General features: G+C 47.4%; 23 protein-coding genes and 4 pseudogenes. 24 read left to right on the top strand and 3 right to left on the bottom strand.

All coding sequences use genetic code 11. The annotated features are described in order from the left end of the window. Nucleotides 1-82 precede the first annotated feature (82 nt). The 23 genes and pseudogenes from RS881_RS50625 to RS881_RS61110 all read left to right on the top strand — a co-directional run bounded on the left by RS881_RS50625 (nucleotide 83) and on the right by RS881_RS61110 (nucleotide 21,220). Nucleotides 83-1,012: a glycoside hydrolase family 43 protein gene (locus tag RS881_RS50625; RefSeq protein WP_315817768.1), complete on the top strand. Its 930-nt coding sequence runs from the start codon at nucleotides 83-85 to the stop codon at nucleotides 1,010-1,012. Nucleotides 1,013-1,872: 860 nt separating this feature from the next. Further along, a complete protein-coding gene (locus RS881_RS50620; RefSeq protein ID WP_315817767.1) occupies nucleotides 1,873-2,577 on the top strand; it encodes a hypothetical protein in 705 nt (234 codons plus the stop codon). A 53-nt stretch (nucleotides 2,578-2,630) separates the two neighbouring features. Next, nucleotides 2,631-3,071 carry a hypothetical protein gene (locus tag RS881_RS50615; protein ID WP_315817766.1) on the top strand — a complete coding sequence of 147 codons (441 nt, stop codon included), beginning with the start codon at nucleotides 2,631-2,633 and terminating at the stop codon, nucleotides 3,069-3,071. Between the two features lie 283 nt (nucleotides 3,072-3,354). Continuing rightward, complete coding sequence (locus RS881_RS50610; RefSeq protein WP_315817765.1) at nucleotides 3,355-3,588, top strand: DUF4269 domain-containing protein; 234 nt, start codon at nucleotides 3,355-3,357, stop codon at nucleotides 3,586-3,588. 404 nt (nucleotides 3,589-3,992) lie between these two features. Next, complete coding sequence (locus RS881_RS50605; protein ID WP_315817764.1) at nucleotides 3,993-4,445, top strand: rhamnogalacturonan endolyase family protein; 453 nt, start codon at nucleotides 3,993-3,995, stop codon at nucleotides 4,443-4,445. Nucleotides 4,446-4,450: 5 nt separating this feature from the next. Then, nucleotides 4,451-6,550 carry a rhamnogalacturonan lyase family protein gene (locus RS881_RS50600; RefSeq protein WP_350340344.1) on the top strand — a complete coding sequence of 700 codons (2,100 nt, stop codon included), beginning with the start codon at nucleotides 4,451-4,453 and terminating at the stop codon, nucleotides 6,548-6,550. 258 nt (nucleotides 6,551-6,808) lie between these two features. Beyond that, nucleotides 6,809-8,116 (top strand): rhamnogalacturonan lyase family protein, encoded by a 1,308-nt coding sequence (locus RS881_RS50595; protein WP_315817762.1) that lies wholly within the window; start codon nucleotides 6,809-6,811, stop codon nucleotides 8,114-8,116. Continuing rightward, nucleotides 8,040-8,647: pseudogene (locus tag RS881_RS50590) on the top strand (rhamnogalacturonan lyase family protein). Before RS881_RS50595 ends, RS881_RS50590 begins: the two are co-directional and overlap by 77 nt. A 244-nt stretch (nucleotides 8,648-8,891) precedes the next feature. Then, a complete protein-coding gene (locus tag RS881_RS50585) occupies nucleotides 8,892-9,314 on the top strand; it encodes an SGNH/GDSL hydrolase family protein (protein ID WP_315817760.1) in 423 nt (140 codons plus the stop codon). Nucleotides 9,315-9,334: 20 nt separating this feature from the next. Continuing rightward, nucleotides 9,335-9,676, top strand: a complete 342-nt coding sequence (locus RS881_RS50580) for an SGNH/GDSL hydrolase family protein (RefSeq protein WP_315817759.1) — start codon at nucleotides 9,335-9,337, stop codon at nucleotides 9,674-9,676. A gap of 191 nt (nucleotides 9,677-9,867) precedes the next feature. After that, entirely contained in the window at nucleotides 9,868-10,908 is a 1,041-nt protein-coding gene (locus RS881_RS50575; protein WP_315817758.1) for a glycoside hydrolase family 88 protein, read from the top strand. 157 nt (nucleotides 10,909-11,065) lie between these two features. After that, a complete protein-coding gene (locus RS881_RS50570) occupies nucleotides 11,066-11,248 on the top strand; it encodes a hypothetical protein (RefSeq protein ID WP_315817757.1) in 183 nt (60 codons plus the stop codon). Nucleotides 11,249-11,275: 27 nt separating this feature from the next. Further along, nucleotides 11,276-12,328, top strand: a complete 1,053-nt coding sequence (locus RS881_RS50565) for a glycoside hydrolase family 2 protein (protein ID WP_315817756.1) — start codon at nucleotides 11,276-11,278, stop codon at nucleotides 12,326-12,328. Nucleotides 12,329-12,508: 180 nt separating this feature from the next. Further along, complete coding sequence (locus tag RS881_RS50560; protein ID WP_315817755.1) at nucleotides 12,509-13,180, top strand: DUF4982 domain-containing protein; 672 nt, start codon at nucleotides 12,509-12,511, stop codon at nucleotides 13,178-13,180. Then, nucleotides 13,180-14,034 carry a hypothetical protein gene (locus tag RS881_RS50555; protein WP_315817754.1) on the top strand — a complete coding sequence of 285 codons (855 nt, stop codon included), beginning with the start codon at nucleotides 13,180-13,182 and terminating at the stop codon, nucleotides 14,032-14,034. The genes RS881_RS50560 and RS881_RS50555 overlap by 1 nt, the downstream gene beginning before the upstream one ends. Nucleotides 14,035-14,219: 185 nt before the next feature. After that, on the top strand, nucleotides 14,220-15,014 hold the full coding sequence (locus tag RS881_RS50550; RefSeq protein WP_315817753.1) for a carboxypeptidase-like regulatory domain-containing protein: 795 nt from the start codon (nucleotides 14,220-14,222) through the stop codon (nucleotides 15,012-15,014). A gap of 8 nt (nucleotides 15,015-15,022) precedes the next feature. Further along, nucleotides 15,023-15,736: a hypothetical protein gene (locus tag RS881_RS50545; protein ID WP_315817752.1), complete on the top strand. Its 714-nt coding sequence runs from the start codon at nucleotides 15,023-15,025 to the stop codon at nucleotides 15,734-15,736. Continuing rightward, complete coding sequence (locus tag RS881_RS50540; RefSeq protein ID WP_315824880.1) at nucleotides 15,733-16,419, top strand: TonB-dependent receptor domain-containing protein; 687 nt, start codon at nucleotides 15,733-15,735, stop codon at nucleotides 16,417-16,419. The genes RS881_RS50545 and RS881_RS50540 overlap by 4 nt, the downstream gene beginning before the upstream one ends. Continuing rightward, nucleotides 16,416-17,126, top strand: a complete 711-nt coding sequence (locus RS881_RS50535; RefSeq protein WP_315817751.1) for an outer membrane beta-barrel protein — start codon at nucleotides 16,416-16,418, stop codon at nucleotides 17,124-17,126. The genes RS881_RS50540 and RS881_RS50535 overlap by 4 nt, the downstream gene beginning before the upstream one ends. A gap of 83 nt (nucleotides 17,127-17,209) precedes the next feature. Then, nucleotides 17,210-18,639: pseudogene (locus RS881_RS50525) on the top strand (arylsulfatase). A 270-nt stretch (nucleotides 18,640-18,909) separates the two neighbouring features. After that, a complete protein-coding gene (locus RS881_RS50520; protein WP_315817748.1) occupies nucleotides 18,910-19,347 on the top strand; it encodes an alpha-glucosidase domain-containing protein in 438 nt (145 codons plus the stop codon). Then, nucleotides 19,344-20,437, top strand: a pseudogene (locus tag RS881_RS50515) (TIM-barrel domain-containing protein); the annotation flags it as partial. The gene RS881_RS50520 and the pseudogene RS881_RS50515, both read left to right, overlap by 4 nt. Nucleotides 20,438-20,524: 87 nt before the next feature. Further along, complete coding sequence (locus RS881_RS61110) at nucleotides 20,525-21,220, top strand: DUF5110 domain-containing protein (protein ID WP_350340343.1); 696 nt, start codon at nucleotides 20,525-20,527, stop codon at nucleotides 21,218-21,220. A 348-nt stretch (nucleotides 21,221-21,568) separates the two neighbouring features. Here RS881_RS61110 and RS881_RS50505 read toward each other — a convergent pair whose 3' ends face one another. Next, nucleotides 21,569-22,021, bottom strand: a complete 453-nt coding sequence (locus RS881_RS50505; protein WP_315817746.1) for an RNA polymerase sigma factor — start codon at nucleotides 22,019-22,021, stop codon at nucleotides 21,569-21,571. Between the two features lie 454 nt (nucleotides 22,022-22,475). Here RS881_RS50505 and relB point away from each other — a divergent pair, with 454 nt between their 5' ends. Then, the gene (gene relB, locus RS881_RS50500) at nucleotides 22,476-22,724 is read left to right on the top strand and encodes a type II toxin-antitoxin system RelB family anti-toxin (RefSeq protein ID WP_315817745.1); all 249 of its coding nucleotides are present in this window, start codon (nucleotides 22,476-22,478) and stop codon (nucleotides 22,722-22,724) included. 40 nt (nucleotides 22,725-22,764) lie between these two features. On the opposite strand, the gene RS881_RS50495 is transcribed toward relB, so the two are convergent. Both RS881_RS50495 and rpiA read right to left on the bottom strand, forming a co-directional pair. Continuing rightward, nucleotides 22,765-24,168: an aminotransferase-like domain-containing protein gene (locus RS881_RS50495; RefSeq protein ID WP_315817744.1), complete on the bottom strand. Its 1,404-nt coding sequence runs from the start codon at nucleotides 24,166-24,168 to the stop codon at nucleotides 22,765-22,767. A gap of 48 nt (nucleotides 24,169-24,216) precedes the next feature. Next, nucleotides 24,217-24,746 (bottom strand): annotated as a pseudogene (gene rpiA, locus RS881_RS50490) (ribose 5-phosphate isomerase A). Between the last annotated feature and the right edge of the window lie 305 nt (nucleotides 24,747-25,051).

Here is a 25,051-nt window from a genome sequence, read left to right as displayed (position 1 = left end):
AATCATACACTTTTTTTATCTTGCCTGGGCTGGCTGATTGGTGACGCCCTGCGTCACGAATTATAAATTGCCCGTGCTGCCTATGTATAAACTTAGCTTTACCTTATTACTGCTTATTGCTGTTAAACTCCTGACAGCCCAATCCTCCACACCCGTTTACCTGTTCTCTTACTTCAAAGGCAATGGCGAAGATGGCCTCCACCTGGCTTATAGCCATGACGGCTACACCTGGAATGCCCTTCGCGGCGACAGTTCCTTTCTGAAACCTACTGCAGGTAAAGACAAACTCATGCGCGATCCTTGTATTGTTCGCGGCGCCGATGGCACCTTCCACATGGTATGGACCGTAAGCTGGAATGAAAAAGGTATTGGTTATGCCAGCTCCAAAGACCTGCTTCATTGGAGCGACCAACAATATATTCCGGTAATGGAACAAGAGCCCACAGCCCGCAACTGCTGGGCGCCGGAGATATTCTATGATGCCCGTAACAAGCAATACATGATCTACTGGGCTACTACCATTCCCGGCAGGTTCATCAAGGGCGATACCGCCGGTGATGACAAGTACAACCACCGCATGTATTATGTAACGACCAAAGACTTTAAAACCTTTAGTCCCACCAGGTTGCTGTATGATCAGGGCTTCAATGTAATTGACGCTACCATTCAGCAGCAAGGCAAGCAATATATGATGTTCCTAAAGGACGAAACAAAGAAGCCACCCCAGAAGAACGTGCGCATCGCTACCAGCAGTAAACTGACAACAGGCTATTCAGCTCCATCGGCGCCCATCACCGGCAAGTACTGGGCCGAAGGACCCACCGTGATCAGGATCAATGGCAACTGGATCGTTTATTTTGATAAATACACCGAACATAAATACGGTGCTATCATCTCCACCGATCTCAAAACCTGGACAGATATTTCCGATAAGATCACCTTTCCCAAGGGCCTGCGTCATGGGACCGTACTTACGATTACCCAGGAAGAGTTCGCACGGTTAAAACCTTAAGAGATGCCATTTCTTGCTTCAGTTGGCGCAATTTGCCACCTCTGAAGGTAGCAATGCGACTGTTGTAAAAGGCCCTTCAAGGGGATTAATTTGTGTTTTGTTCGGGCCTTGTTCGGGACTCCTTCGGGATTCGTTTAGATTGGCTTCGTCAATTCCAGAAGAAATACCAAAGAAGACCAAAGCAAGGGCCGACCTTGATAATAACCAGACACTAACAAGACCCATATCGTCTCATATACCTGCCATATTGCTCTCATATCTCAGGCATAGTTCCGGAAGGGCTCCGGCATATCACAGTCATATCATCTTCATATTTCAGTCAGGGGCTGTCCATATAGTCCGGATCGACTCAGTTTTGCCATTTTTTAGCTCATAATAGGTAATTGAAAGGCAGCTTTAAGGTTGTCTTAAGGTTGCCTTAACCTTGTCTTAAGGTAGGGCGTACTTTTTAGGCTACTTGAATGCCAGAAAAGTGGGCGTCTCGATTGGCATTCGGCAACATGATTTTGAAGTCAGCCATTAGTGGGAGGCCGGTCGGGTGGGGACAGGGGCACGGGAGTGGGTGCGAAGTGCACAGCACGTGGCACGCACATGCTCTATACATTGCCTGCATATTGTCTCCGAATTGCACTGACTCCCTCTGTAGACCCCTGTTTTAGGCGGTTCCAGTGCAATTCGGAGGCGCCCTTCAGGCAGGTAAGCGGCTACCAGCCTGCATTCCGGAGCCAACCTTACTACCAATTAACTGGGGAAGGTCCCTCCCGTATGCAGGTAAAATGGCTTATGGAATATCGTCTGTTCCTGCATCTTATACAAAACAACGCATGCAACAAAGCCATCATACATGGGTTAAAATCGTTTTGAAGGCAATACCCCTTCTCCTGCTGTTCGTTACCAGCTCTTTGAAGTTATGGGCTACCGCTCAATACCCAGATAAACTCTGGTACAAGGGTAAAGAATATGATATGCATACCAATCCGATGGAAGCTTTTTTTGAAAAGCATCCTGACAGGAAGCCGAAGAATGGTATTATTTCAACTGCTTTATGGAGAGGTTATGTGGCGACTTTTGAAATAAAGAACGATCAGTTGTTATTGAAAGATATTGAGATAAAAGTACAAGATACAGGTAAAACTTATCAGACTAAATGGGTAAGTGTATTGAAAGAGGTTTTCCCCAATCAGCAGGAAATTAACATCGATTGGTATACCGGGTTGTTGGTATTGCCACATGGAAAACTGGTAAATTACGTGCACATGGGTTATGGATCAACCTATGAAAAATATATCCTGCTTGAAATTGGCGCCGGAAAACTGACGCAGGAGAAGAAGCTGGATTATAAAGCGTTTGCTCAATTCAGGGAACAACAATTTGAAGCCTTTAGAAAGACGGACGAATACAAAAAGCTAAAAACAGACCTGCAGAAAAATGGCAGCGGCGACGAATTCATTGACGACTTCCTGAAGAACTTTATCATGGATTACATCAAAAGATCCTATAGCTGTGTGTTGATCTCTTTGGTGGCGAGGGCTTGCGCAGTTGCTAGGGGCGCAGTCGACCCCTAAGGCCTTGCTGGCTTTGAAAAAGACAATACCTGAAACAACCAACTGATTACAATATGTTAACTGGAAAAGGCATGTTATCTTCAAATATTTCCAAACTATTGATTGGATTGACGCTTTTTGCTTTTTCCTGTACGGATAACAATTTAGCAAAGCCAGCCACTGCTACATCCTGGTTTGATTCAACTGCTTTCCCGGCACAGCCATTCTATAGTGTTACCCTATTTACTTTGGATTCATTGAAGAAAATGACAATTACTACCGACTCTGGCACTTTTACCGACCACCATATCGCAGAATATGTTGGTAAGGCTGGCTACAGTTTTGTGAATAAGTCTGGAATACCAAAGACTACAGGTTACACTTCCTATGAACTTGATACCTCTAAAATCAGGCAGCTTCAAACATTTTTAGCGAAGCAGCCTTGCACCGGTAGCTTGTTTACCGATAAATCATGTGCGCCGGAATTCAGAAATGTTTTTGTTTTTATGACATAGAAAAAAGCCCCTTGCACAGGCGCACGTTTGTTTTCAATGTGAAGTGACCGTCTTTGCTCCTTCTGAAGATTATATGTGCGATTTTGATAATAAAGCAAACTATAAAGCATTGCAGGAGTTTACCAGCAGCATCAAAGCAACAGGAGAAGTAAAGCATTAATTATAAAAAGGCCTACTGCAAGGTGTTGAATAGAAAACGGCAAATAAAAGAACGCCGGTTGGAAGCCCCAAAATGCCGATATTTCACCAGCTTTGCGAAGAGACAATATCCCTTCCCTTGAATATGGCACCATTCGACGATATCGCTTACTTACAGCAGGGTACAGGCCGGCAACAGGCAGCTTACCACACACTCACAACGCATGGAGTGTTGACGGCATTGGCTCCCTACGATCCAATCCTCGTAGGTACCATTCCCATTAATATCGATATTGAAAGCAGTGACCTGGATATTATATGTTATTGCCAGGATAAGCAGGCGTTTAGAAGCGCCGTAATAAAAGAAGCCAGTCTATAATTGTAAAATAAAATTGCCACCGGGCACTAATATGGCAGCATCCATTCCCTCCATGACGGTACAGGACAGCCAACTGTAAAGGATAACCTATATTTAGCTACTTGCTTGATCTACACTAATTATTAAGACTGCATACAACATGCAGGTACATAGTCCCTGTTGCTAACTCTCCCGGGGATGCTATCAGCTTGTTATTCTAAACGTGAATTGTGAGAAGTGAAAGGGGAAATGTGAGAAGGGAAAGGTGAAACAGTACAGGAACAGTCTGAGCGATATTGTGCTGCGCTCTGCTGTCTCACGTTTCACATCTCTCGTCTCACGTCTGCCTTCACCCATCTTCGTTTTCCTTAACCAAACATAAGCCATATGAAATGTTCATTACTTTGTATTGAACGGGGCCATCCTTGCGCCCCGCACAGCATCCATCCGCCTGGCTGTCCACCTTCCGGCAGTACAGTTTGTTCCTTTTCTTTTTATTCATCAGTTATGCCTTGCAGGCCCAGTACCAAATGGAATACCTGGGCCGGGGTGTGGTGGCCGTGCGCACCAGCAGCAGCCAGGTATATATTGGCTGGCGCTTACTGGGTACCGATCCGGCAGGCATCAGCTTCAACGTGTACCGGGGCACTACCAGGATCAATGCCAGCCCCATTACCGGTTCCACCAACGTGGTAGATAATATCACCACCAACGATACCTATACCGTGCGTCCGGTAATTGGTGGTGTAGAGCAGGCCCCTTCTGCAGGCGCAGGTGTTACTACCACCGCCTATCTCAACGTGCCCTTACAAATTCCTGCCGGAGGCACCACCCCGGCGGAGAAGCTTATACCTATACCGCCAACGATGCATCGGTAGGCGACCTGGACGGAGATGGTGAATATGAGATCATCCTGAAATGGGATCCTACCAATGCCAAAGACAATTCGCAATCGGGTTATACGGGCAATGTATACATTGATGCCTATAAACTCAATGGCACCCGCCTGTGGCGTATTGACCTGGGACGTAATATCAGGGCAGGCGCACACTACACACAATTCCTGGTATATGATTTTGATGGCGATGGCAAAGCCGAAATGGCTTGTAAAACTGCCGATGCCACCCGCGATGGGGTAGGTACGTATATTGGCAGTTCAACGGCCGACTACCGCAATACCAGTGGGTATGTATTGACTGGGCCGGAATTTCTTACTGTATTCAATGGGCAAACCGGTGCCGCCCTGGCCACCACCAATTACCTGCCCGCCCGCGGAACGGTATCTTCCTGGGGCGACAACTATGGCAACCGCGTTGATCGCTTTGTAGCCAATGTAGCTTATCTCGATGGGCAGCGACCCAGCATGGTATTTGGCCGCGGTTATTATACCCGCCTGGTACGCGTAGCCTGGGACTGGCGCAATGGCACCCTCACCCAACGCTGGAACTTCGACAGCAATAATTCGGGCAATAGCGCCTATGCCGGCCAGGGCAATCACCAGGTAAGCGTAGCCGATATTGACGGCGATGGCAAACAGGAAACCATCAATGGTTCCAGCGCCATCAATGACAATGGTACCGGCTCCTGGGCCAATGGCATGGGCCACGGCGATGCCTTGCACGTAAGCGATATGGACCCCGACAGGGCCGGACTGGAAATATGGCAGCCTTATGAAAGTCCGGGTAGCAATGGTCAGGTAGGCGCTGCCCTGGTGAATGCTGCTACCGGCGCCCGCTTGTGGACGGTAGCTGAACCAAGTGCCGATGTAGGCCGCGGCCTGGCAGCCGATATTGATCCCCGCTACAAAGGGTATGAATGCTGGGCTTCCCGTGGCGGCTTGTATACCTGTAAGGGCGTACAGATCACGACCACCAAACCATCTATCAACTTTGCAATATGGTGGGATGCCGATCTCTCGCGAGAACTGCTGGATGGCACCACCATCAGCAAATGGGATTATAATACATCTACGGTCAGTACCTTATTATCCGCCAGTGGTACTGCTTCCAACAACAGCACCAAGGCCACACCGGCCCTAAGTGCAGATATCTTAGGCGACTGGCGCGAAGAAGTGATCCTGCGTGCTTCCGATAATAGTGCCCTGAGGATCTATACCACCACCATACTGGCCAGTAACCGCATTTATACCCTCATGCACGATCCGCAATACCGGATGGCCATTGCCTGGCAAAATACCGCTTATAACCAGCCACCACATCCCGGCTTTTACCTGGGTACAGATATGAGCACGCCGCCTGCACCCAATATCGTGATGGTAGGTGCGCCGCCACCCACCGGCAATGGCATCACCATTGAAGAAAACACCACCGGCTTCTGCCTCGTTGATGGAACAGTGGACAATAACAATGCAGGCTTTACGGGAACCGGTTTTGCCAATGCCAATAATGTAGCCAATAGCGGTGTGAACTGGCGCATCACCACACCCGCTGCAGGCAGCTATACCCTTAGCTGGCGTTATTCCAATGGTGGCGGAGCCGACAGGCCATCGAGGTTATTGGTCAATGGAAGTACCTCCATTGCCAGTATTAGCTTCCCCGCTACGGCCGATTGGACCACCTGGACTACTGCATCCGTCAATATTTCCCTGCCGGCAGGTACGGTGAACCTGCGCCTGGAAGCCATCAATGCTACCGGGCCGGCCAATATTGATAACATCAATATAACGGGCAACAATCCGCAGCCTGTTGCTTGTACCGGCGGCGCCAGGATAACAGCGAATACCGTCAATACAATAGATCAACGCATCAGGGTGGCGGTATATCCCAATCCCTCCGCCAGTAGTTTCCAATTGACAGCGCCGGGCACTTTTGGCTATGAAGCCTATGATGCCACCGGCCGGTTGGTTGAAAAAGGAAAAGCGCAAAACAGGATACAGGTAGGTGCAGGCTGGAGCGCCGGTTGGTATTTGGTGAAGATCAGGCACCAGGATGAAACGATTACGACGAAAGTGACAAAGCAATAGGGATTGTGAATAGTGAGTAGCGAATGAAAAAGCTGCGAGCTGCGCGTTTCGGGTAACGAGCCCATTGACCAGGCTCGCAGCTCGCGGCTCATAACTTGTCCCGCTTTGCGGGAGCTCGCAGCTTATTTTTATATTAATTGTATTCTTCACACGAAATTGACCACTAGTCACTTGATGTTTCCAAACATAACAGTACAGGATGGACAACTCTTGATAGCATGCTACCTTTTCAACCGCTATATGAAAAAGAAATTCCTCTTGGACGCTCTCCTGCTCTTGTATGCTTTTGAACCCCTTTCTGCCCAGCGGCAAATGGAATGGTTGGGCCGCGGTGTACACGCCATAACAAAACCCAATGGACAGGTATTCGTAAGTTGGCGACTGCTGGGAACGGACCCTGCTGATATTGCTTTCAATGTATATCGCGTAGCGCAAACCGGCAAGCCCGTAAAACTTAATCAACAACCTATTACTGCTGTCACTTCTTTTGAAGATAGTCATCCCGATACCACCAAAAGCTATTCTTATTTTATTAAGCCCTTGCTGAAAGGAAAAGAAAAGGCAGCCAGTGCCGCCTTTGTATTGAAGCCAGGTACCTTACCCTATGTCTCTTTACCCTTGCAGACACCAGCTGGCTATGCGCCCAATGATGCTTCGGTAGGTGACCTGGATGGTGATGGAGAATATGAGATCATCTTACACCAAACAGGACGGGCAAAAGACAATTCCCAGGCGGGCATTACTGATCCGCCCATATTCCAGGCGTATAAAATGGATGGCACCTTATTATGGACCATCAACCTGGGTAAGAATATTCGTGAAGGCGCTCACTATACCCAATTCATGGTGTACGACCTGGATGGTGATGGCAGGGCCGAGATAGCGATGAAAACAGCTGATGGCAGCATGGATGCCCAGGGAAAAATTATTGGCGACTCCTCCAAAGATTATCGCAATGAGCGGGGATATATATTAGCAGGCCCCGAATACCTCACCATCTTTGATGGTCTTACCGGCGCAGCCCTGGCTACCACAGCTTATATTCCTGCCAGGCATCCTTCGTCCCTGAATCCAACTACTGAAGAGCTGAAGTCTCTATGGGGTGATGGATACGGTAACCGCATGGATCGTTTCCTGGCTTGCATCGCCTACCTCGATGGTATACATCCCAGCCTGGTGATGTGCCGCGGTTATTATACCCGTACCGTACTGGCAGCCTGGGACTGGAAGAAAGGGCAGCTCACTTCCCGATGGGTATTTGATACCAATATTGGTAACCCTTCCTATGCGGGCCAGGGCAACCACAATCTTACGGTAGCGGATGTAGACGGGGATGGCAAAGATGAGATTGTATACGGTGCTATGACCATTGATGATAATGGTAAAGGATTGTATACAACCGGGCTGGGTCATGGTGACGCCTTACATGTAACTGATCTTGATCCTACTCACCCAGGCATGGAAGTATTCGATATTCAGGAACGTTTTGATGATGCAGGCGCTAATTTTTCGCGATGCCCGTACGGGCGAAGTATTGTGGAAAAAGGCCTCTGTAAAAGCGGGTGAGGATGGAGAAGGGCCGGGGCGTGGTTTGGCATTGGACATTGATCCCCGCTATCCTGGCTATGAATGTTGGGTAGCCGGTGCAGGCATTACCGGACTATTCGATTGTAAAGGAAATAAAATAGCTGATAATACGCCGGCCTGTAATATGGGCATCTATTGGGATGGAGACCTACTAAGTGAAATATTGAATGGTACTGCTATTGATAAGTGGGATTACCTGGGTAGTAAAACCAATCGGTTGCTGGAAGCATCGCAGTTTAATTGTGTACGTAACAATGGCACCAAGTCCAACCCCGTATTGAGTGCTGATATCTGGGGCGATTGGCGGGAAGAAGTGATCTACCGTACGGCAGACAATAAGGAGCTGCGCATTTTTCAACGGCTATTCCCACCACCTACCGGTTTTATACCCTCATGCACGATCCGCAATACCGCTTGAGCATTGCCTGGCAAAATGTAGCTTATAACCAACCACCCCATACCGGTTTCTTTATGGGCGAGGGGATGCAGCCCCACCCAAACCCAATATAAGATTGTCTGAATCGCGATTAAAGGAGATGAAAGTGATTAACAGGAATTAGTGTAGCAAAGGGGATTAATCCCCATCGGGGTTCCGCTTTGTAGCAACACGTATCAAAAAACAGGAATTAGTGTAGCAAAGGGGTTTAAGCCCCATCGGGGCTCCGCTTTGTAGCAACACGTATCAAAGGTTTATTTGCCCTGTAGGGGCAAAACCGACGACAAAAACAATGAAACAAAAAACAACATGAATAGGATGAAGAAGTTTATGATAACTGGCCTGTTGTTGTTAGTCACCATAGCCAGCCTGTCATTCATTATCTGGCAGCAACAAAAGACTACCTTGTACATCATCGGTGATTCTACCGTGCGCAATGGTGATGGTAGTGGCAGTAACCAGCAATGGGGCTGGGGCAGCCTGATAGCTCCCTTTTTTGATACCACTGCTATTAGCGTACGCAACCATGCCATTGGTGGTAGGAGCAGCAGGACATTCATCAATGATGGTCGCTGGCAGCGCATACTGGATGAGCTGAAGCCGGGTGATTTTGTGCTCATGCAATTTGGGCACAATGATGCCAGTCCGCTGGATGATACGGCCCGGGCGCGGGGCACCATCAAGGGTATTGGCGATGAAAGCAAAGAGATCTACAACCCCATTACTAAAAACAGGAAGTAGTATATACCTATGGCTGGTACATGCGTAAGTATGTCAATGAGGCCAAAGCAAAAGGCGCCATTCCCATTATCTGTTCACCCGTGCCGCGCAATAATTTCAAAGAGGGGAAAGTTAGCCGGGCAGATGATAATTATGGTAAATGGGCCCGGGAAACGGCCACGGCTACCGGCGCTTATTTTATTGACCTCAACAACACCATTGCAGATGAATACGAAAAGCTGGGTCCCGATCAGGTAAAAACCTTCTTTCCCGCCGATCATACCCATACCAATTTGGCCGGTGCCCAACTCAATGCAGAGATGGTGATTAAAGGTGTAAAGGGGCTTAAAGATTGCGGACTGAATAAGTATTTGAAGAAGTGAGGGGATTAAGAATACAGGAAACAGGATATAAAATACAGAAGACTGAATACAGCATATAGTATTTAATTGATCTCTTCAGTCGCCAGCCTCTGGCTGGTGACGCATATTTCAAAGCCTCTGGCTTTGGGGTTGACAAAAGGAGGCTTTCGCTTGTCAGCCTGATATACCTGATTATTAGTTCAATGAATAGTATGAATAAGAAAATGATGCTTGCCATTGGGATAGCGTTTGTAACTGTAGCGGTGCAGGCGCAATCCCTGCCCGGAAAAAAAGAGGTATTAAAGGCCATGACCCTGGCCAATCAATATTTCATGCATAAATGGCCCGACCCGGGCAAGTCCATCATCACCAACCGGGAGCGCCCCAGTAATATCTGGACCCGTGCAGTATATTATGAAGGCCTGATGGAACTGTACCGTACCGATAAAAAGAAGGCTTATATCGACTATGCCTACGATTGGGGCAATAAACACCATTGGGGTTTACGCGATGGCATCCGCACCCGCAATGCCGATAACCAATGCTGCGGACAAACTTATATTGAATTATTCCTCCACAGCCAGGACTCCACCCATATCCGCGATATTAAAGCATCCATTGACCTGATGGTGCAAAGCGATAAGCAGGACGACTGGAACTGGATAGATGCCCTGCAAATGGCCATGCCGGTATTTACCAGGCTGGGGGTGCTCTATAAGGATACTGCCTATTTCAGGAAGATGTACGACCTGTATAGTTTTGCCAAATACAAACACGGAACCAATGGCCTGTACAATACTGCTGAAGGATTGTGGTGGCGCGATAAGGATTTTGTACCTCCCTATAAAGAACCCAACGGTGAGGATTGCTACTGGAGCCGGGGCAATGGCTGGGTAGTGGCGGCGCTGGCCCGCACCATCCAATGGCTGCCCAAAACAGATACGCATTACAACGAATACCTGCAAGATTATAAGTCCATATTACAGGCCCTGCTACCCATTCAGCGGGCCGACGGTTTCTGGAATGTAAGCCTGCACGATTCCACCCATTTTGGCGGCAGGGAATTGAGTGGTACCGCCTTATTTACCTATGGTATGGCCTGGGGCATCAACAATGGTATTATTGATAAAAAAACTTATTTGCCCGTATTGCTCAAAGCGTGGAATGCCATGGTAAAGATTGCCTGCACCCCGACGGTATGTTGGGGTTTGTACAAGGTACCGGCAAAGAACCGAAAGATGGACAACCTGTGAGTTATACCAATATCCCCGATTTTGAAGATTATGGCCTGGGCTGTTTCCTGCTGGCCGGTGCGGAAGTATACAAACTGAAATGATCCCTGATCACACGGATGAGTATAGATTTCGCAGATTAGAACGATTTGAATGAGTTAATAATCATTGATACAAAGTGAATACAAGCAATAAAAATAAAGTAGCTATTGTGTATCCTGCCGTATCTCTTTCCCTCCTTCTCCTCTTTTCCCTATTAGCTTCAGCGCAGCGAATTAAGTACAATTTCAATGCCGGCTGGAAATTGCAGGTAGGTGATATGCCCGGTGCAGAAGCAGCGGGGTATGATGATGCCACCTGAAAACGATCACCCTGCCGCGGGCCTGGAATGAAGATGATGCCTTTAAAAGACATTGTTGACCTGTCTACGGGTATTGCCTGGTACCGGAAACAGTTTGTGTTGCCCGCCGGTAGCCAGGATCAAAAAGTGTTCCTGGAGTTTGAAGGGGTACGCCAGGCAGCTGAAGTATATATAAATGGCGTACAGGTAGGATTGCATGAAAATGGTGTTACTGCTTTTGGTTTTGACATCACCCACCTGATCAAGACAGGCGGTGCCAGTAATGTAATTGCCGTACGTACAGATAATAGCTGGGAGTACCGCGAAAAAGCGACCAATACCAAATACCATTGGAGCGATAAGAACTTCAATGCCAATTATGGCGGTATCCCCAAAAACGTATACCTGCATGTAATGGGTAAAGTGTATCAAACCTTGCCCCTTTACTCCAACCTGGGCACTACGGGTATTTATATCTATGCAGACAGTTTTAATATCCCTGGTAAAACAGCCGTCATACAGGCGGAATCAGAAGTGAAAAACGAAAGCAGCCAGCCGGCAACGATTCAATACGAGGTATCGATCAAAGATGCGCAGGGCAAGCTGGTAAAAACTTTTACAGGCAAGCCTGTTACCCTGGCGGCCGGAGCAACCGGTACGGTAAAAGCAGCAGCAGCTGTGCAACAGTTGGAGTTTTGGAGCTGGGGTTATGGATACCTGTATACGGTGGAGACGGTTCTTAAACAAAATGGGAAAGTGATAGATCAGGTTATTACCCGGACTGGTTTCCGGAAAACGGCTTTTAAAGAAGGTATGGTATGGCTCAATGACCGGGTAATACAAATTAAAGGATACGCCCAACGTACTTCCAATGAATGGCCGGCCATTGGTTTAAGCGTACCGGCCTGGATGAGCGATTACAGCAACCACCTCATGGTAGCCAGCAATGCCAACCTGGTACGCTGGATGCACATTACCCCCCTGGAAGCAGGATATAGAAAGCTGCGACCGGGTGGGCCTCCTGCAGGCCATGCCCGCTGGCGATGCGGAGAGAGATGTAGAAGGAACCCGCTGGACGCAGCGTACCCAGGTAATGCGTGATGCCATTATCTATAACCGCAATAACCCCAGCATCATCTTTTACGAATCGGGCAATGAATCCATCAGCGAGCCGCACATGGCAACCATGAAGGCTATCCGCGATCAATACGATCCCCATGGTGGCCGGGCCATTGGCAGCCGGGAGATGCTGAACAGTAAAGTAGCTGAATACGGGGAGAAATGCTGTACATCAATAAAAGTGCCCATATACCGATGTGGGCCATGGAATATTCGAGAGATGAGGGATTGCGCAAATATTGGGATGAGTACTCACCACCTTATCATAAAGATGGTGATGGCCCGCCCTATAAGGGACAACCGGCAGCGGAATACAACCACAACCAGGAATCTCATGCCAAAGAAAACGTAGTACGCTGGTATGAGTTCTGGAAAGAAAGACCAGGCACGGGCAGGAGAGTAAGTTCCGGTGGCGTTAACATTATTTTCTCCGAATCCAATACCCACCACCGGGGCGCCGAGAATTACAGGCGCAGCGGGGAGGTCGATGCCCTGCGCATCTATAAAGAAAATTATTTTGCCCACCAGGTAATATGGGATGGATGGGTGGATATTGAAAAGCCGCGTATCCATATTGTAGGCCATTGGAATTATACAACCGACGTAACCAAGGATGTATATGTAATAGCATCAGCCGATAAAGTAGAACTGTTGGTCAATGGTAAATCGCTGGGTTATGGTGAACAAAGTAACCGCTTCCTGTATACCTTCAAAAATGTTCATTGGCAGGAAGGTACCGTTACAGCAGTAGGTTATGATGCCTCGGGTAAAAAGATAGGCACCGCCGAAAAAGTTACCGCCGGGCAACCCCATGCCATTAGGTTAACACCCTGATGCATCCAACCGGCTTTAAGGCCAATGGCCATGACCTGGCCCTGGTAGAGGTGGAGGTCGTTGATGCCAGGGGAAAACGCTGTCCTACCGCCCTTCACCTGATCCACTTTGACCTGGCAGGCGCTGCCGAATGGCGGGGAGGCATGGCGCAGGGCCCGGATAATTATATCCTTTCCAAAGTCCTGCCGGTAGAATGTGGCGTAAACCGTGTGTTATTGCGCAGTACAACCCAGGCTGGTAAAATACAACTTACTGCCAGTGCCGAAGGCCTGCAACGGGCCTCGCTTTCCTTAACCACCTTGCCGGAGACAGTTGAACATGGATTAAGTAAGCAATTGCCCGGCGTAGACCTGCCTTCCAGATTGGATAGAGGGCCCACGCCACTGACGCCCTCCTTTACCCTTAAACGCCAGGCACTCACCATTGTGAAGGTCAATGCCGGAGCCAATGCCGACAGCGCCTTTGAAAGCTTTGACGATAATGAGCTAACTGAATGGAACAATGGCCGCCGCTTATCCGATGCCTGGATAGAATACGAATTGGCCAACGAAGCCACCGTACGGGAAGTAACCTTGAAGTTGAATAATTTCCGCAGCAGGTCATACCCCATCCGCATCACAGTAGATGGTACAGAAATATTCAGGGGCAATACAGAACGGTCTTTAGGTTATTATACTGCTGTGTGTAATCCACACAAAGGCAAAAAGGTAAAGATTGAATTGTTGGGCAATACCATCACTCAAGATAATAATAGCGTGGAGGTATCGGGCAAAAAACTGGATGACGGGGTAGCCCGCAACGATGCCCATGCTAGCGGCACCCTTAGTATTATTGAAGTAGAGATCTATCAATAAAGCCTAGATTATCAGTGGCCAGGCTAAATGTGGTTGATTTTATGCCTGCCATTAAACCTTCCGCCGGTTATCAGGTCCAACCGGGTTGTCTGGAATGATACACTGAAAAAGCGCTGGCTCAAAAGGCCTGGTGCAAAAAAATAAGCAGGCTCCTGCTGGTTTTGAAACGGGGTGTCGTCCAATAAATGACATACCTCCCAAAATCAACGCATGAAGCTATTTACCCTGGCCTTATTGTTACTGCTGACTGGTCATTGCCTTTTTGCCCAACAAAAGTGGCAGGCAGCATTAAAGGAAAAGTAGTAGATGTGTTGAATAACCTTCCCTTGCCCGATGCTACCATTACCATGATGAACAAAGCCGATTCTTCCAATATCGGTTTTGCCGTAGCAGATAAAACGGGCGCTTTTGAGATCAAAAATATTCCGGCAGGCGCTTACCTCATGGGCATCAGTTTTACAGGGTATGCGCCCTTTGAACGTTCCATTGATATCACAGCCACTAAATCAACCTTTGACCTGGATACGATCAAGCTGCATACCGATACGACCCTCATGACAAGTGTGATCGTTACAGCGCCTCCTATTACCATTAAGAAAGATACAGTAGAGTTCAGGGCCAGTGCTTTCAAAACAAAACCCAATGCTACGGTAGAAGACCTGCTGAAGAAGCTGCCGGGTGTGGAAGTAGATAAAGATGGTAATGTAACCTCGCAGGGCGAGAATATTCCCAAGATCTACGTGGATGGCAAAGAGTTTTTTGGCAATGATCCCAAACTGGCTACCAAGAACCTGACAGCCGAAATGGTAGAAAGTATACAGGTATTTGACGACATGAGCGATCAGGCCAAGTTTACCAAAATAGATGATGGCAGCCGTCAACGCACTATTAATATCAAATTGAAGAAAGACCGGCGCAAAGGTTTATTCGGTCGTACCACAGTGGGGGCGGCAGCAGCGAACGTTATACCGGCAACCTAAGTGTGAATATGTTTAATGAAGATCAGCGTATCTCCATCATTGGCGGGGCCAACAATGTAAACAGGCTGGGCTTTTCTTCCAGCGACCTGGTAAGCTCCATGGGCGGTATGGGTGGTTTTAGCGGTGGCGGCGGCGGAGGAGGAGGTAGAGGTGGCCGCGGTGGCGGAGGCGGTGGTGGTAATGCCGGCAATGGCAATACCAGATCCTGGAATGCAGGGGTAAACTTCCGCGATAATTGGGGAAAGAAAATGGAGTTCAATGCCAATTATTTTGTATCTAAAACCAGTACTATTAACCGCAGTAAGAGCTTACGGAAAAACCTTTTTGCCAACGACTCTACTTCGCTCACAGATGAACAATCGTACCAGCGCAATGATAACCTCAACCACCGTTTTGGCTTTCGCTGGGAGTATGAGATCGATAGCATGAACTCCATCCTGCTTACACCCAATATCAGCATCCAGCACTCGGAATCCGAAAGCTTTGATTCCTTACTTACCATGGCTGTTACGCCTAAATACAATTACAAAGCGATTGAAGGCACCAGCACCAGGAGCAACCAGCGTGATGGGGTGAGCTTTAACAATAACCTCCTATTCCGTCACCGGTTTAAGAAATTGGGCAGAACCTTTACCATTGGCTGGAATACTGCCGTGAATGACAGCGAAGGCGAGGGGTACAATACCTCCCCTATAATTATTACAGATCAGACAGCACCCTGAATTATACCAGGAACCAACGCCAGCAAAACGAACAGCTGATCAATTCATTTAATAATACCATTAGTACCTCCCTTACTGAAAGCCTGGGCTTAGGAAAAATACTGGAATTGAACTATGCTTATACCGTCAATGAAAGCACCAGCGACCGGAAAGTATTTGACTATGGATACAACTCCGGTAAATACGATAGCGTAAATAAGAACCAGACCAATTATTTTGAAAACACGTTTTTATCCAGTCGCCTGGGGACCAATTTCCGGGTAAAGAAGCTGAAATATGATTTCCAATTGGGCGGCGCTGTACAGTTTGCCACCTTGAAGAATATGAGCCATCGTGCCCTGACAGGGAAAGACAGTACCATGAGCCAGCGGTATACCAACTTTTTCCCCAATGCCTCTTTCAATTACAATATGGGCACCCGCAAAAGTATTCGCTTTGGTTACCGGGGAAGTACCCGCGCCCCCAGTATCAGCCAATTGCAGGATGTGGTTGATCAAAGTAACCAGTTGGTGTACCGCACCGGTAATCCCAACCTGAAGCAGGAGTTTACCAATAATTTCAATTTCAGTTATAATACCTTCAACGTATCCAATTTCCTCTTCTTTAATATGAATCTCAATGCTTCGGTGATCAGTAACAAGATCGTGAACAGCATGGAGCGGATAGGGGCACTACCCAATTGATCAAGCCGGTGAACCTGGATGGCTCCTGGAATATGTCCTTCTCTGGTACCGTGGGCATTCCTTTGATCAAAGTAACTACCGGTCGCCGCAGCCCTATGAACATCAACCTTACCAGCAGCGTGCGGTATAACCGCGATGTCAACCAGCAGCAAGGTATTACGGGGTTCAATAAAACCATTGGATTGGGCCAGCGCATCCGGTATGATTACAATATTCCCGACAAGCTGGATATAGGCGCCAGCGCCAATTTCAATTACAACGACGCGCAGTATGACCTGCAGGCCAATGCCAATAACAGGTATTTCAACCACAACTATTCATTGGATGCCACCTACACTTTCTTTAAACGTTTTATGCTGAGCAGTGATTTCGATTATTTTGTAAACAGTGGCCGGGCAGATGGTTTTAACCAACCCATTCCTTTATGGAATGCGAGTATTGCCTGGGTATTGTTTAAAAAACGGAATGGAGAACTGCGTTTCAGTGTGGTGGATATTATGAACCAGAATAAGAATATTGACCGCACCATCGATCCCAATTACATAGAAGATACTTTTACCGAAACCCTGCGTCGCTATTTCATGGTTACTTTTATGTATAACCTCAATCGTTTTGGCGGCAGGTCGAATGGAGGACAGAACAGGGGCAATGGCGGCGGTATGCAAAGAAATGGTGGCAATGGCGGTGGTGGTGGACGACGTTTTTAAAGTGCATAACAAATAAGAACCGTAAAAACCCGGTAGATTATACTGCCGGGTTTTTTATATTGCAGGTGGATTAACTGCTACTTATGAAATATTTTGGTTTGGCGTTCTTTCTATCATTACTGCTTGCTCCTGCTGTTTTTATTCAGGCCCAGCATAAAACATCCGGCAACCGTAAGCCCAATATCATATTGATTGTGGCCGATGACCTGGGTTATGGCGACCTGGCCTGCTACGGTCAGCAAAAAATTACCACCCCACATATTGATAAACTGGCCGCTACGGGGATGCGCTTTTCGCAATTCTATTCCGGTACCACTGTATGTGCGCCTTCCCGAGCCAGCCTGATGACCGGTATGCATACAGGCCACACACCCATTCGCGGTAACCGGGGTTTTAAACCCGAAGGTCAATTTCCCTTGCCCGATTCGGCCCTCACCATTGCCGAGGTATTAAAAAAGCGGGGTATGTTACCGGCGCCTTTGGTAAATGGGGCATGGGTTATCCCGGTTCTGCCGGCGAACCACTGAAACAAGGCATCGATCGTTTTTATGGATACAATTGCCAGTCCGAAGCACACAACTATTATCCCGATCACCTATGGGATAATGACCAGCGCATTGAACTTCCTGGCAATCGTACCAGCGATTCCATCTACTCGGGCGATAAGATCCACAGCGCTGCCATGAGTTTCCTGCAACAGCACAAACAAAAACCTTTCTTTCTTTTCCTGCCTTATACCCTGCCACATGGTGATTTGGATGTGCCGCGCGACAGTGTGTACCAGCGCTACGTAAAACAATTCAATGAACAGCCGCTGCCAACACCGGCAGGCCCCATCAAAGGCCGCTTTGAACCTTATCCCCACGCTGCCTTTGCGGCCATGGTAAGCAGGCTCGATAGGTATGTGGGCGAAGTATACCGGTTTGTTCAGCAAAATGGCCTGGCCGATAATACCCTCATCATCTTCACCAGCGATAATGGCCCTCACCGCGAAGATGGAGGAGATCCCAAATTCTTCAATGGCAATGGTGGATTAAGAGGTATCAAACGCGATATGTATGAAGGCGGCATCAGGGTGCCCTTTATTGCCAATTGGAAGGGCATCATTAAGGCCGGCACTACCAACGACCAGCCTGCCGCCTGGTGGGACCTGTTTCCTACATTCCAGCAACTGGCCAATATTCTTGTATGGAATAATATAGATGGTATTTCAATCGTACCCGCATTGACCGCACAGCCACAGCAAACGCATGAATACTTCTATTGGGAGTTTCATGAGCAGGGTGGCAAGCAGGCTATACGCTGGGGCAATTGGAAAGGTGTGCGGCTCAATGTATCTACTGTAAAAGATGGCCCCATCGAATTGTATGATCTTAAAAATGACCCGTCCGAACAGCATAATATCGCCGCCATTCATCCCGATATTGTAAAACAGATCGCTGCTTATATGCAGCAGGCCCATACACCCGATCCCAACTGGCCGGTACTGGTGGGAGAAGGCAAACCTCAATAGCATAATAGGGAGGGACCGCCCTGTAGCTACAGGATGGTTGTACCCTTGTTCTCTTTTACATTGCAATCTGCTTAATCACAGCCTTTTTCATTAAAGTAACGATTGCATGTATAGTAGAATTTTGTTATTGTTAGTCATTCTGTGCTGCACCCTTTTGTCGTTTGCCAACACAGGCATTGGTGATATCAATGGCAGTTATCAACGCAAAGGCAATGCATTTCTTTTACAGCCACCCATGCCAACCTGCAGTTGGAGTTTTGTACACCAGCCATGGTACGCATTAGAAGTAGCTGGACAAAGAACTTTGAGACCAATGAACCCTGGATGGTAACCCAATACCAATGGCCGGCGGTGCCTGTGCAGGTTAAAACAATGCCGGACTACTTTTTATTGACCACAAGTCAATTACAATTACGCTTATATAAAAAGGGAGCAAGCGTTGATATCTATTCGGCAACAGGAAAATTATTGTCATCAGAAAAAGGGGTTACCGGCCCGGGCGGTATGCAAACAAACGGCGATACCGTAAGCTGTACCAAACAATGCTTGCCTGATGAACAGTTCTTTGGATTTGGCGAACGCATGGATTTCCTGAACCAGCGTAGTAAAAAGCTCACCCTGAATGTGGGCCGGGGCAAAGGATTACCACATCCTGTAGGCGCCTACAATATCCTGGAGGCGAACTATTCGCCCATTCCTTTTTCATGAGTACCCAGGGCTATGCCATCTTTTTCCACAATGCATTTGCTACTAATTGGGATATGGGCGCTACCCGGGATGATGCGTACCGCTTTGCTGCACAAGGCGGCGAAATGGATTACTACTTTATTTATGGACCCCGTTTCCCCACCATGCTGGAGCAGTATACATCCCTCACGGGGCGCTCTCCTTTATTGCCCCGTTTTGCCCTGGGATTGCATGTAGGTACTTATTCAGGTGGTACCTGGGGCCATGAACAAATGACCTCCGATGCCTATGTAATAGCCCTGGCCCGGAAGCTTAGAGAGATGGGCATACCGGTAGACCTGCTATGGCTGGATTCTACCTGGCGCATCTTTGGCAAAAATGGTGGTAAGGGAGCTACCTCATTTGAATGGCGCGAATCATTTACCAATCCACGCGGTATGTTTGATAGCCTGTATGCCATGGGTTATCAGATGGTGGGCTTGCACCTGCGGCCCCGTTTTGATAATGGCAACAGGATACGATTGCTGGATACCGCCCAGCAATTGGGCTATACCTATAAAGAAGGCAATTATGCTGGTGAGTTTGTGAATTTCTTCGATTCCAATGCGGTCAACTGGTGGTGGCAGCATGGTGTAATGCGTGTAGCATCACTCGGTGCTAAGTTCTTAAAGACCGATGAAGGCAGTGCTTTTGGCGCACTGGCCAATGAAAGCGATAAGGTGGGCCCCACCGGTAAAAAGATACAGCAACTCCACAATGTGTTTCCCATTGCCTATGCCAAAGCTCCGTTTGAAAAGTTTCAACAGTACAATGGCCTGCGTGGATTGAACCAAACCCGCGAAGGATATGCCGGGATACAACGGTATCCTTACATTTTGCGGGCGACTGGCCCAGTGAATGGCAGTATTTTCCGGCTGTTATAAAGGCTGGTCTGAATATAGGTCTTTCCGGCGTGGGCTATTGGGCCCATTGCATGGGTGGTTTTGAACACAATGCCGATCCTGAATTGTATATACGCTGGTGCCAGTTTGGGATGTTAAGCCCTATAGCCACTGTATTTGGTATGGACCATCCCGGGTATAAAGAACCCTGGAACTATGGGGCCGATGGATTGCGCAATTTCAAAAAATATGATTCCCTTCGTTATACCCTTTTGCCTTATTTGTATAGTTATGCCTGGGAGCAATACAAAACAGGTATGCCCCTGATGCGTGCACTGGTATTGCATTACCAGCACGATAAGAATGTATATGAGATAGGCGATCAGTATTTGCTGGGTGAGCAGATGATGGTATGCCCGGTTACCACCAAGGGCGCACAAACAAGAACCGTATACCTGCCGGAAGGTGATTGGTTTGATTACTGGACCGGTAAACAGTATACCGGTAAACAATATATTCATGTAGTGACCCCCTTGGATATTATGCCACTATTTGTAAAAGCAGGCAGCATTATTCCAACCCAACCTGTGATGAATTATACCGGTGAAAACGAGGTACGCGAATTAACGTTGAATGTATATCCTGGTAATGGCCGGATGGAATGGTATGAAGATGATGGAAAAAGTTTGGACTACCAGCAAGGTAAACGGTGTATTACTTCCATGCAGGTAAATACAACAGCCAATGAGTTGAAGTTGACAATAGAGAAGGGTAGTGGGGCCTTTGAATCAAAGGTGAACAGTTATGCCATTGTAGTGCATAGTAATGCAATGCCTGCGAAAGTAATACTCAATGGCAAAACCCTCGCCAGCTATGCTGGTATTGAGCAGGTGGATGCTACCGGTTATTATTACGATGCAGCACAAAAGAAATTGTGGGTAAGGGCCAATCGAATAACGGGTGTTAATGAAAGTTCTTCCGGAAAGGAAATAGCGGTACAGGTAGTATATTGAAAAATTATTTTTAGGGGCTGGTGGTTGTTTATGGCTGCCGGTCTTTGCTTTTTCCTGTTGTACGTTGATGGTGTAAACTGCTTCAATAAGCGTTTCTATTTGCTCATAAAAGAATAAAAGATTGCTTCTTTCTTTTCCTTCATCATAGGTGCTGTGTGGTTTACCGAGGGCCGTAACCAGCCAATCCCATAAGGTTTGTTTTACTTCATGCAGGTGGTAGCTGTCACAAAAATCGGACAATACTGCTTGTGGATGTTGTTTTTCTTCTTCGTTCAACCGTTCTTTGACGGGGCGGGCGATACGTTTCTTGTTTTTTGCATGGACGTAAGATTTAAAAGTGGCGTACGGCTAATGGTAATCCTTGTTGGGGGCGGCGGGTGAATGATGGGGTTGCAGGAGTGGGATATGATCTATATGATTGCATACCTGCCGCAATACTTCTGCACGGATGATCTCACGTTGTATATAGCCTTCTGTTTCCTGCCAGATGGTCAGCCAGGTTTGAGCATCTGCCAGATCGGGCTGTTGGTCTTTTACATATTGAAAGCAGGCTTCACGCATGCTGGCGTAGAGAAAGTTTTTAATACCTGCCTGCGTGCGAAACCCTTTTCTTGCTTTCCATAGTTTCAATATAACAGTTTCTACAAGGCGGGGCCCTGCTAGTTCGTTGCCAGTAAGCCGGGTGGCAAAAAAATAGAGCGCCGGTGAATACTGGTCGACGAGAAACTGAAACACTTCGCGGTTGCCAACCTTTAATTGAGCGGCTATAACATCCTCATTGGAAAATGATTGATCATCCATAAACGCATCATTGAATGTGAAAAAGGGCTCACTCCATCACTTATTGGATATGAGCCCCCAGAGCCTTACCATTAGTGATAAAAACTGAGTGTGCGAGAAACTTTAAACCAGTTAAACTGCTGGTATAATAGATGACCTGGCCGTGGACATACTATCAACAGCAAATTGAATTGGAAGAAACAAACTTTTATTTAGTGAATTGGTTGGGTACTGTAGCTATGAATCCGGTAGCAGCATATATAACTGAATCAAATATACGGTAAATATCAATGTGCGGTATAAAACAACCTCAATTTTTTAAAAAATAAAATAGCCTGATTGACAAAATACCACCTCAATGGGGCATCTTAACTGTCAGGCATACCGTATATATGGTATGTCGCAACTACAGTAAGCCGGTATTCCTTGTTTTTAAATAGAAATGTAGCTTATCTTTAAGGGGATAATAAATTTTATGGCCACACAAACTCAGAAAAAGGTAAACAGTAAGATGAATATTCGCTTTGGCGAGCACTTGCACAGTGTGCGAAAGGTGAAAGGGTTGAGCTTGCGCGAAATGGCAGAACTCTGCAGTCTTGACAACAGTAATATATCAAAGATAGAACATGGGAAATTTGATGTCCAGTTATCTACTATTGTAGAATTGGCCAGGGGCCTGGGTGTGCATCCCAGGGAATTGCTGGATTATGAATTTGATAAATAGGGAGTTCAGATCATTTTCTTCACCAGGTTGCCCAGCGTTTTTAGCCCCTTCTCCACTTTTTCATTCCAGGGATTTCCATAACCAATTCGCAGGTAGTTGGAATAGTTGCAGCTATTGGAAAAATGCGTCCTGGCGCCACCGATACCTGGTGTTTAAGCGCCTCCATACTTAGTTTATAAGTATCTACTTTTTTATTCAGTTCCACCCACAATACAAAACCGCCTTGTGGCCTTGACACTTTGGTATCTTCGGGAAAGTGTTGCATGATGCCTTGTATATAGCGCAGGCACTGAGTATGCAGGGCCTTACGCAGGTTTTTAAGGTGGTACTCATACCGGCCAATACTGAGGAAATGGGCAATGGCTACCTGCGTTAGCGTGGCGCTACTGATCGTATGCATTAATTTCAGGGCATTTACCTGCTCCTGGAATTTACCTGCCAATACCCAGCCAATCCGGTAACCTGGGGCCAATGATTTAGAGAGTGAGGTACAATGCATTACCCAGCCCTGCCGGTCGTAATACTTGCAGGTTTTGGGGCGATGCCTGCCAAAGTACAACTCACCATAAATATCATCTTCTATTAATGGAATTTGGTGGCGGGTGATTATTTCCACCAATCTTTTCTTATGCTCATCGGGCATACAACTGCCGGAAGGGTTATTGAAATTGGGTACCAGCACACAGGCCTTAACCGGTACATCGCTGATCACTTTTTCAAGGCAGTCCAGGTCGGCACCCGTAGCAGGGTCCGAAGGTATTTCTACCACCTTCAGTCCCAGGCTTTCAATAGCCTGGTAGATCCCAAAATAGGCAGGTGATTCCACCGCTATGATATCGCCGGGTTGAGTAACAGCTCTTAAAGACAAAACGATGGCTTCCATGCAGCCGGAGGTCACTACTACTTCTTCGGGCCTTATCTTGCCACCCCAGTTAAAGGCCAGTCGGGCGATTTGTTTGCGGAGTTCCGGATTACCCTGGATGCTTTCATAACCAATACAATGATCCTTGCCGTTGCGCAGGGCATGCACCACCGATTTATTAAGCTTGGCAGCAGGTAATAATTCAATGGCGGGTGCTGCCAACGCAAAGTTGGTCATATTGCTGGCATTGATATCCTTCAATAGTCGCATCACCATTTCCTGCACAGTTACATCACTGGTTACAGGCTCAGGCGGTATCATATTGGGTACTGCTGGAAATCGGCGATGATTGAAGCGTACATAATAACCCGATTTAGGCCGGGCTTCGATCAGTCCCTTTCCTTCCAGGTGATAATAGGCCTGGAAAGCTGTACCCATGCTGATGCCGTATTCTTCACTCAACACCCGTACCGAAGGCAGCTTATCGCCAATACCCAGTACTTCCTCGGCTATCATTTGTTCGATGCCTTCGGCTACCTGCAGGTAAAGATGATCTTCTGAAGTAAATTTTGCTTTGCCCATATCTTGGAATCTGATATAGTCAAAGTTAACAAAATATAATCTATTCTATTATAGGAACTGACTGCTAATGATTACACCAGCTGCATCGCCAATGATGGTGCTGGTGGCCAGGTTGATAAACAACCCGTTGTCTACTACTCCGGGTATGATATTGAGCGCCGTATGAAGTACCGCAGGATCTGTGATTTGTCCAAAGCGGGCATCGAGGATATAATGCCCATGATCCGTGACCAGCGGTTGGCCATCTTTCATGCGCAGCTTGCTGCTTACGTTGTATTGTTTCCGGATATGACTTTGCACCTGTTTCCAGCCAAATGGGATCACTTCCACCGGCAACGGAAACCTACCCAGCTGTTTCACCTCCTTACTCATGTCGGCAATGATCACCAACTCTTTGGAGGCTGCGGCTACCATTTTTCCTGTAACAGGGCGCCTCCTCCCCCTTTGATCAATTGTGCCTGTGGATTGATCTCATCGGCGCCATCAATGGTCAGGTGAATAGACTTTACATCATTCAGTTCAACCAGGGGATGCGCAGCTTTTAGCCAGCCTGGCTGTTTCCCTTGAGGTGGGTACACAGCGAACCTTAAACCCTGCCTTCACCTTTTGGCCCAGCGCCAGCAACAGCCAATACGCCGTTGAGCCGGTGCCGATGCCTACCGTCATGCCGGGTTGTATTAATTCAACTGCCTTTTCAGCTACTCCCTTTTTAATTTCCTGTACCGACAACATGGTATAGTGATTTAGCCTTTAAAGGTAGTTTTTGCTGTGTAGAATGGATACCGAAGAAACCATGAAATGCAACCTTACAATTGAGCCAGTATTTCCGCAATGGCAGGACGTTTTGTATAATCACTGTTGAAGAACCGGTACACGATCTTTC

Source organism: Paraflavitalea speifideaquila (assembly GCF_032395985.1).
Classification (GTDB): Bacteria; Bacteroidota; Bacteroidia; order Chitinophagales; family Chitinophagaceae; genus Paraflavitalea; species Paraflavitalea speifideaquila.
Note: the sequence above shows the minus strand (reverse complement) of the source record. Positions and strands in the feature narration are given on the sequence as shown.

Coding starts and splice junctions, on each gene's coding strand:
- RS881_RS50625 (WP_315817768.1), top strand. CDS start 83: ATGTATAAACTTAGCTTTACCTTATTACTGCTTATTGCTGTTAAACTC.
- RS881_RS50615 (WP_315817766.1), top strand. CDS start 2,631: ATGTTAACTGGAAAAGGCATGTTATCTTCAAATATTTCCAAACTATTG.
- RS881_RS50610 (WP_315817765.1), top strand. CDS start 3,355: ATGGCACCATTCGACGATATCGCTTACTTACAGCAGGGTACAGGCCGG.
- RS881_RS50585 (WP_315817760.1), top strand. CDS start 8,892: ATGAAGAAGTTTATGATAACTGGCCTGTTGTTGTTAGTCACCATAGCC.
- RS881_RS50580 (WP_315817759.1), top strand. CDS start 9,335: ATGCGTAAGTATGTCAATGAGGCCAAAGCAAAAGGCGCCATTCCCATT.
- RS881_RS50575 (WP_315817758.1), top strand. CDS start 9,868: ATGAATAAGAAAATGATGCTTGCCATTGGGATAGCGTTTGTAACTGTA.
- RS881_RS50565 (WP_315817756.1), top strand. CDS start 11,276: ATGAAGATGATGCCTTTAAAAGACATTGTTGACCTGTCTACGGGTATT.
- RS881_RS50560 (WP_315817755.1), top strand. CDS start 12,509: ATGCTGTACATCAATAAAAGTGCCCATATACCGATGTGGGCCATGGAA.
- RS881_RS50555 (WP_315817754.1), top strand. CDS start 13,180: ATGCATCCAACCGGCTTTAAGGCCAATGGCCATGACCTGGCCCTGGTA.
- RS881_RS50550 (WP_315817753.1), top strand. CDS start 14,220: ATGACATACCTCCCAAAATCAACGCATGAAGCTATTTACCCTGGCCTT.
- RS881_RS50545 (WP_315817752.1), top strand. CDS start 15,023: ATGTTTAATGAAGATCAGCGTATCTCCATCATTGGCGGGGCCAACAAT.
- RS881_RS50520 (WP_315817748.1), top strand. CDS start 18,910: ATGGTACGCATTAGAAGTAGCTGGACAAAGAACTTTGAGACCAATGAA.
- RS881_RS61110 (WP_350340343.1), top strand. CDS start 20,525: ATGCCCCTGATGCGTGCACTGGTATTGCATTACCAGCACGATAAGAAT.
- RS881_RS50505 (WP_315817746.1), bottom strand. CDS start 22,021: ATGGATGATCAATCATTTTCCAATGAGGATGTTATAGCCGCTCAATTA.
- relB (WP_315817745.1), top strand. CDS start 22,476: ATGGCCACACAAACTCAGAAAAAGGTAAACAGTAAGATGAATATTCGC.
- RS881_RS50495 (WP_315817744.1), bottom strand. CDS start 24,168: ATGGGCAAAGCAAAATTTACTTCAGAAGATCATCTTTACCTGCAGGTA.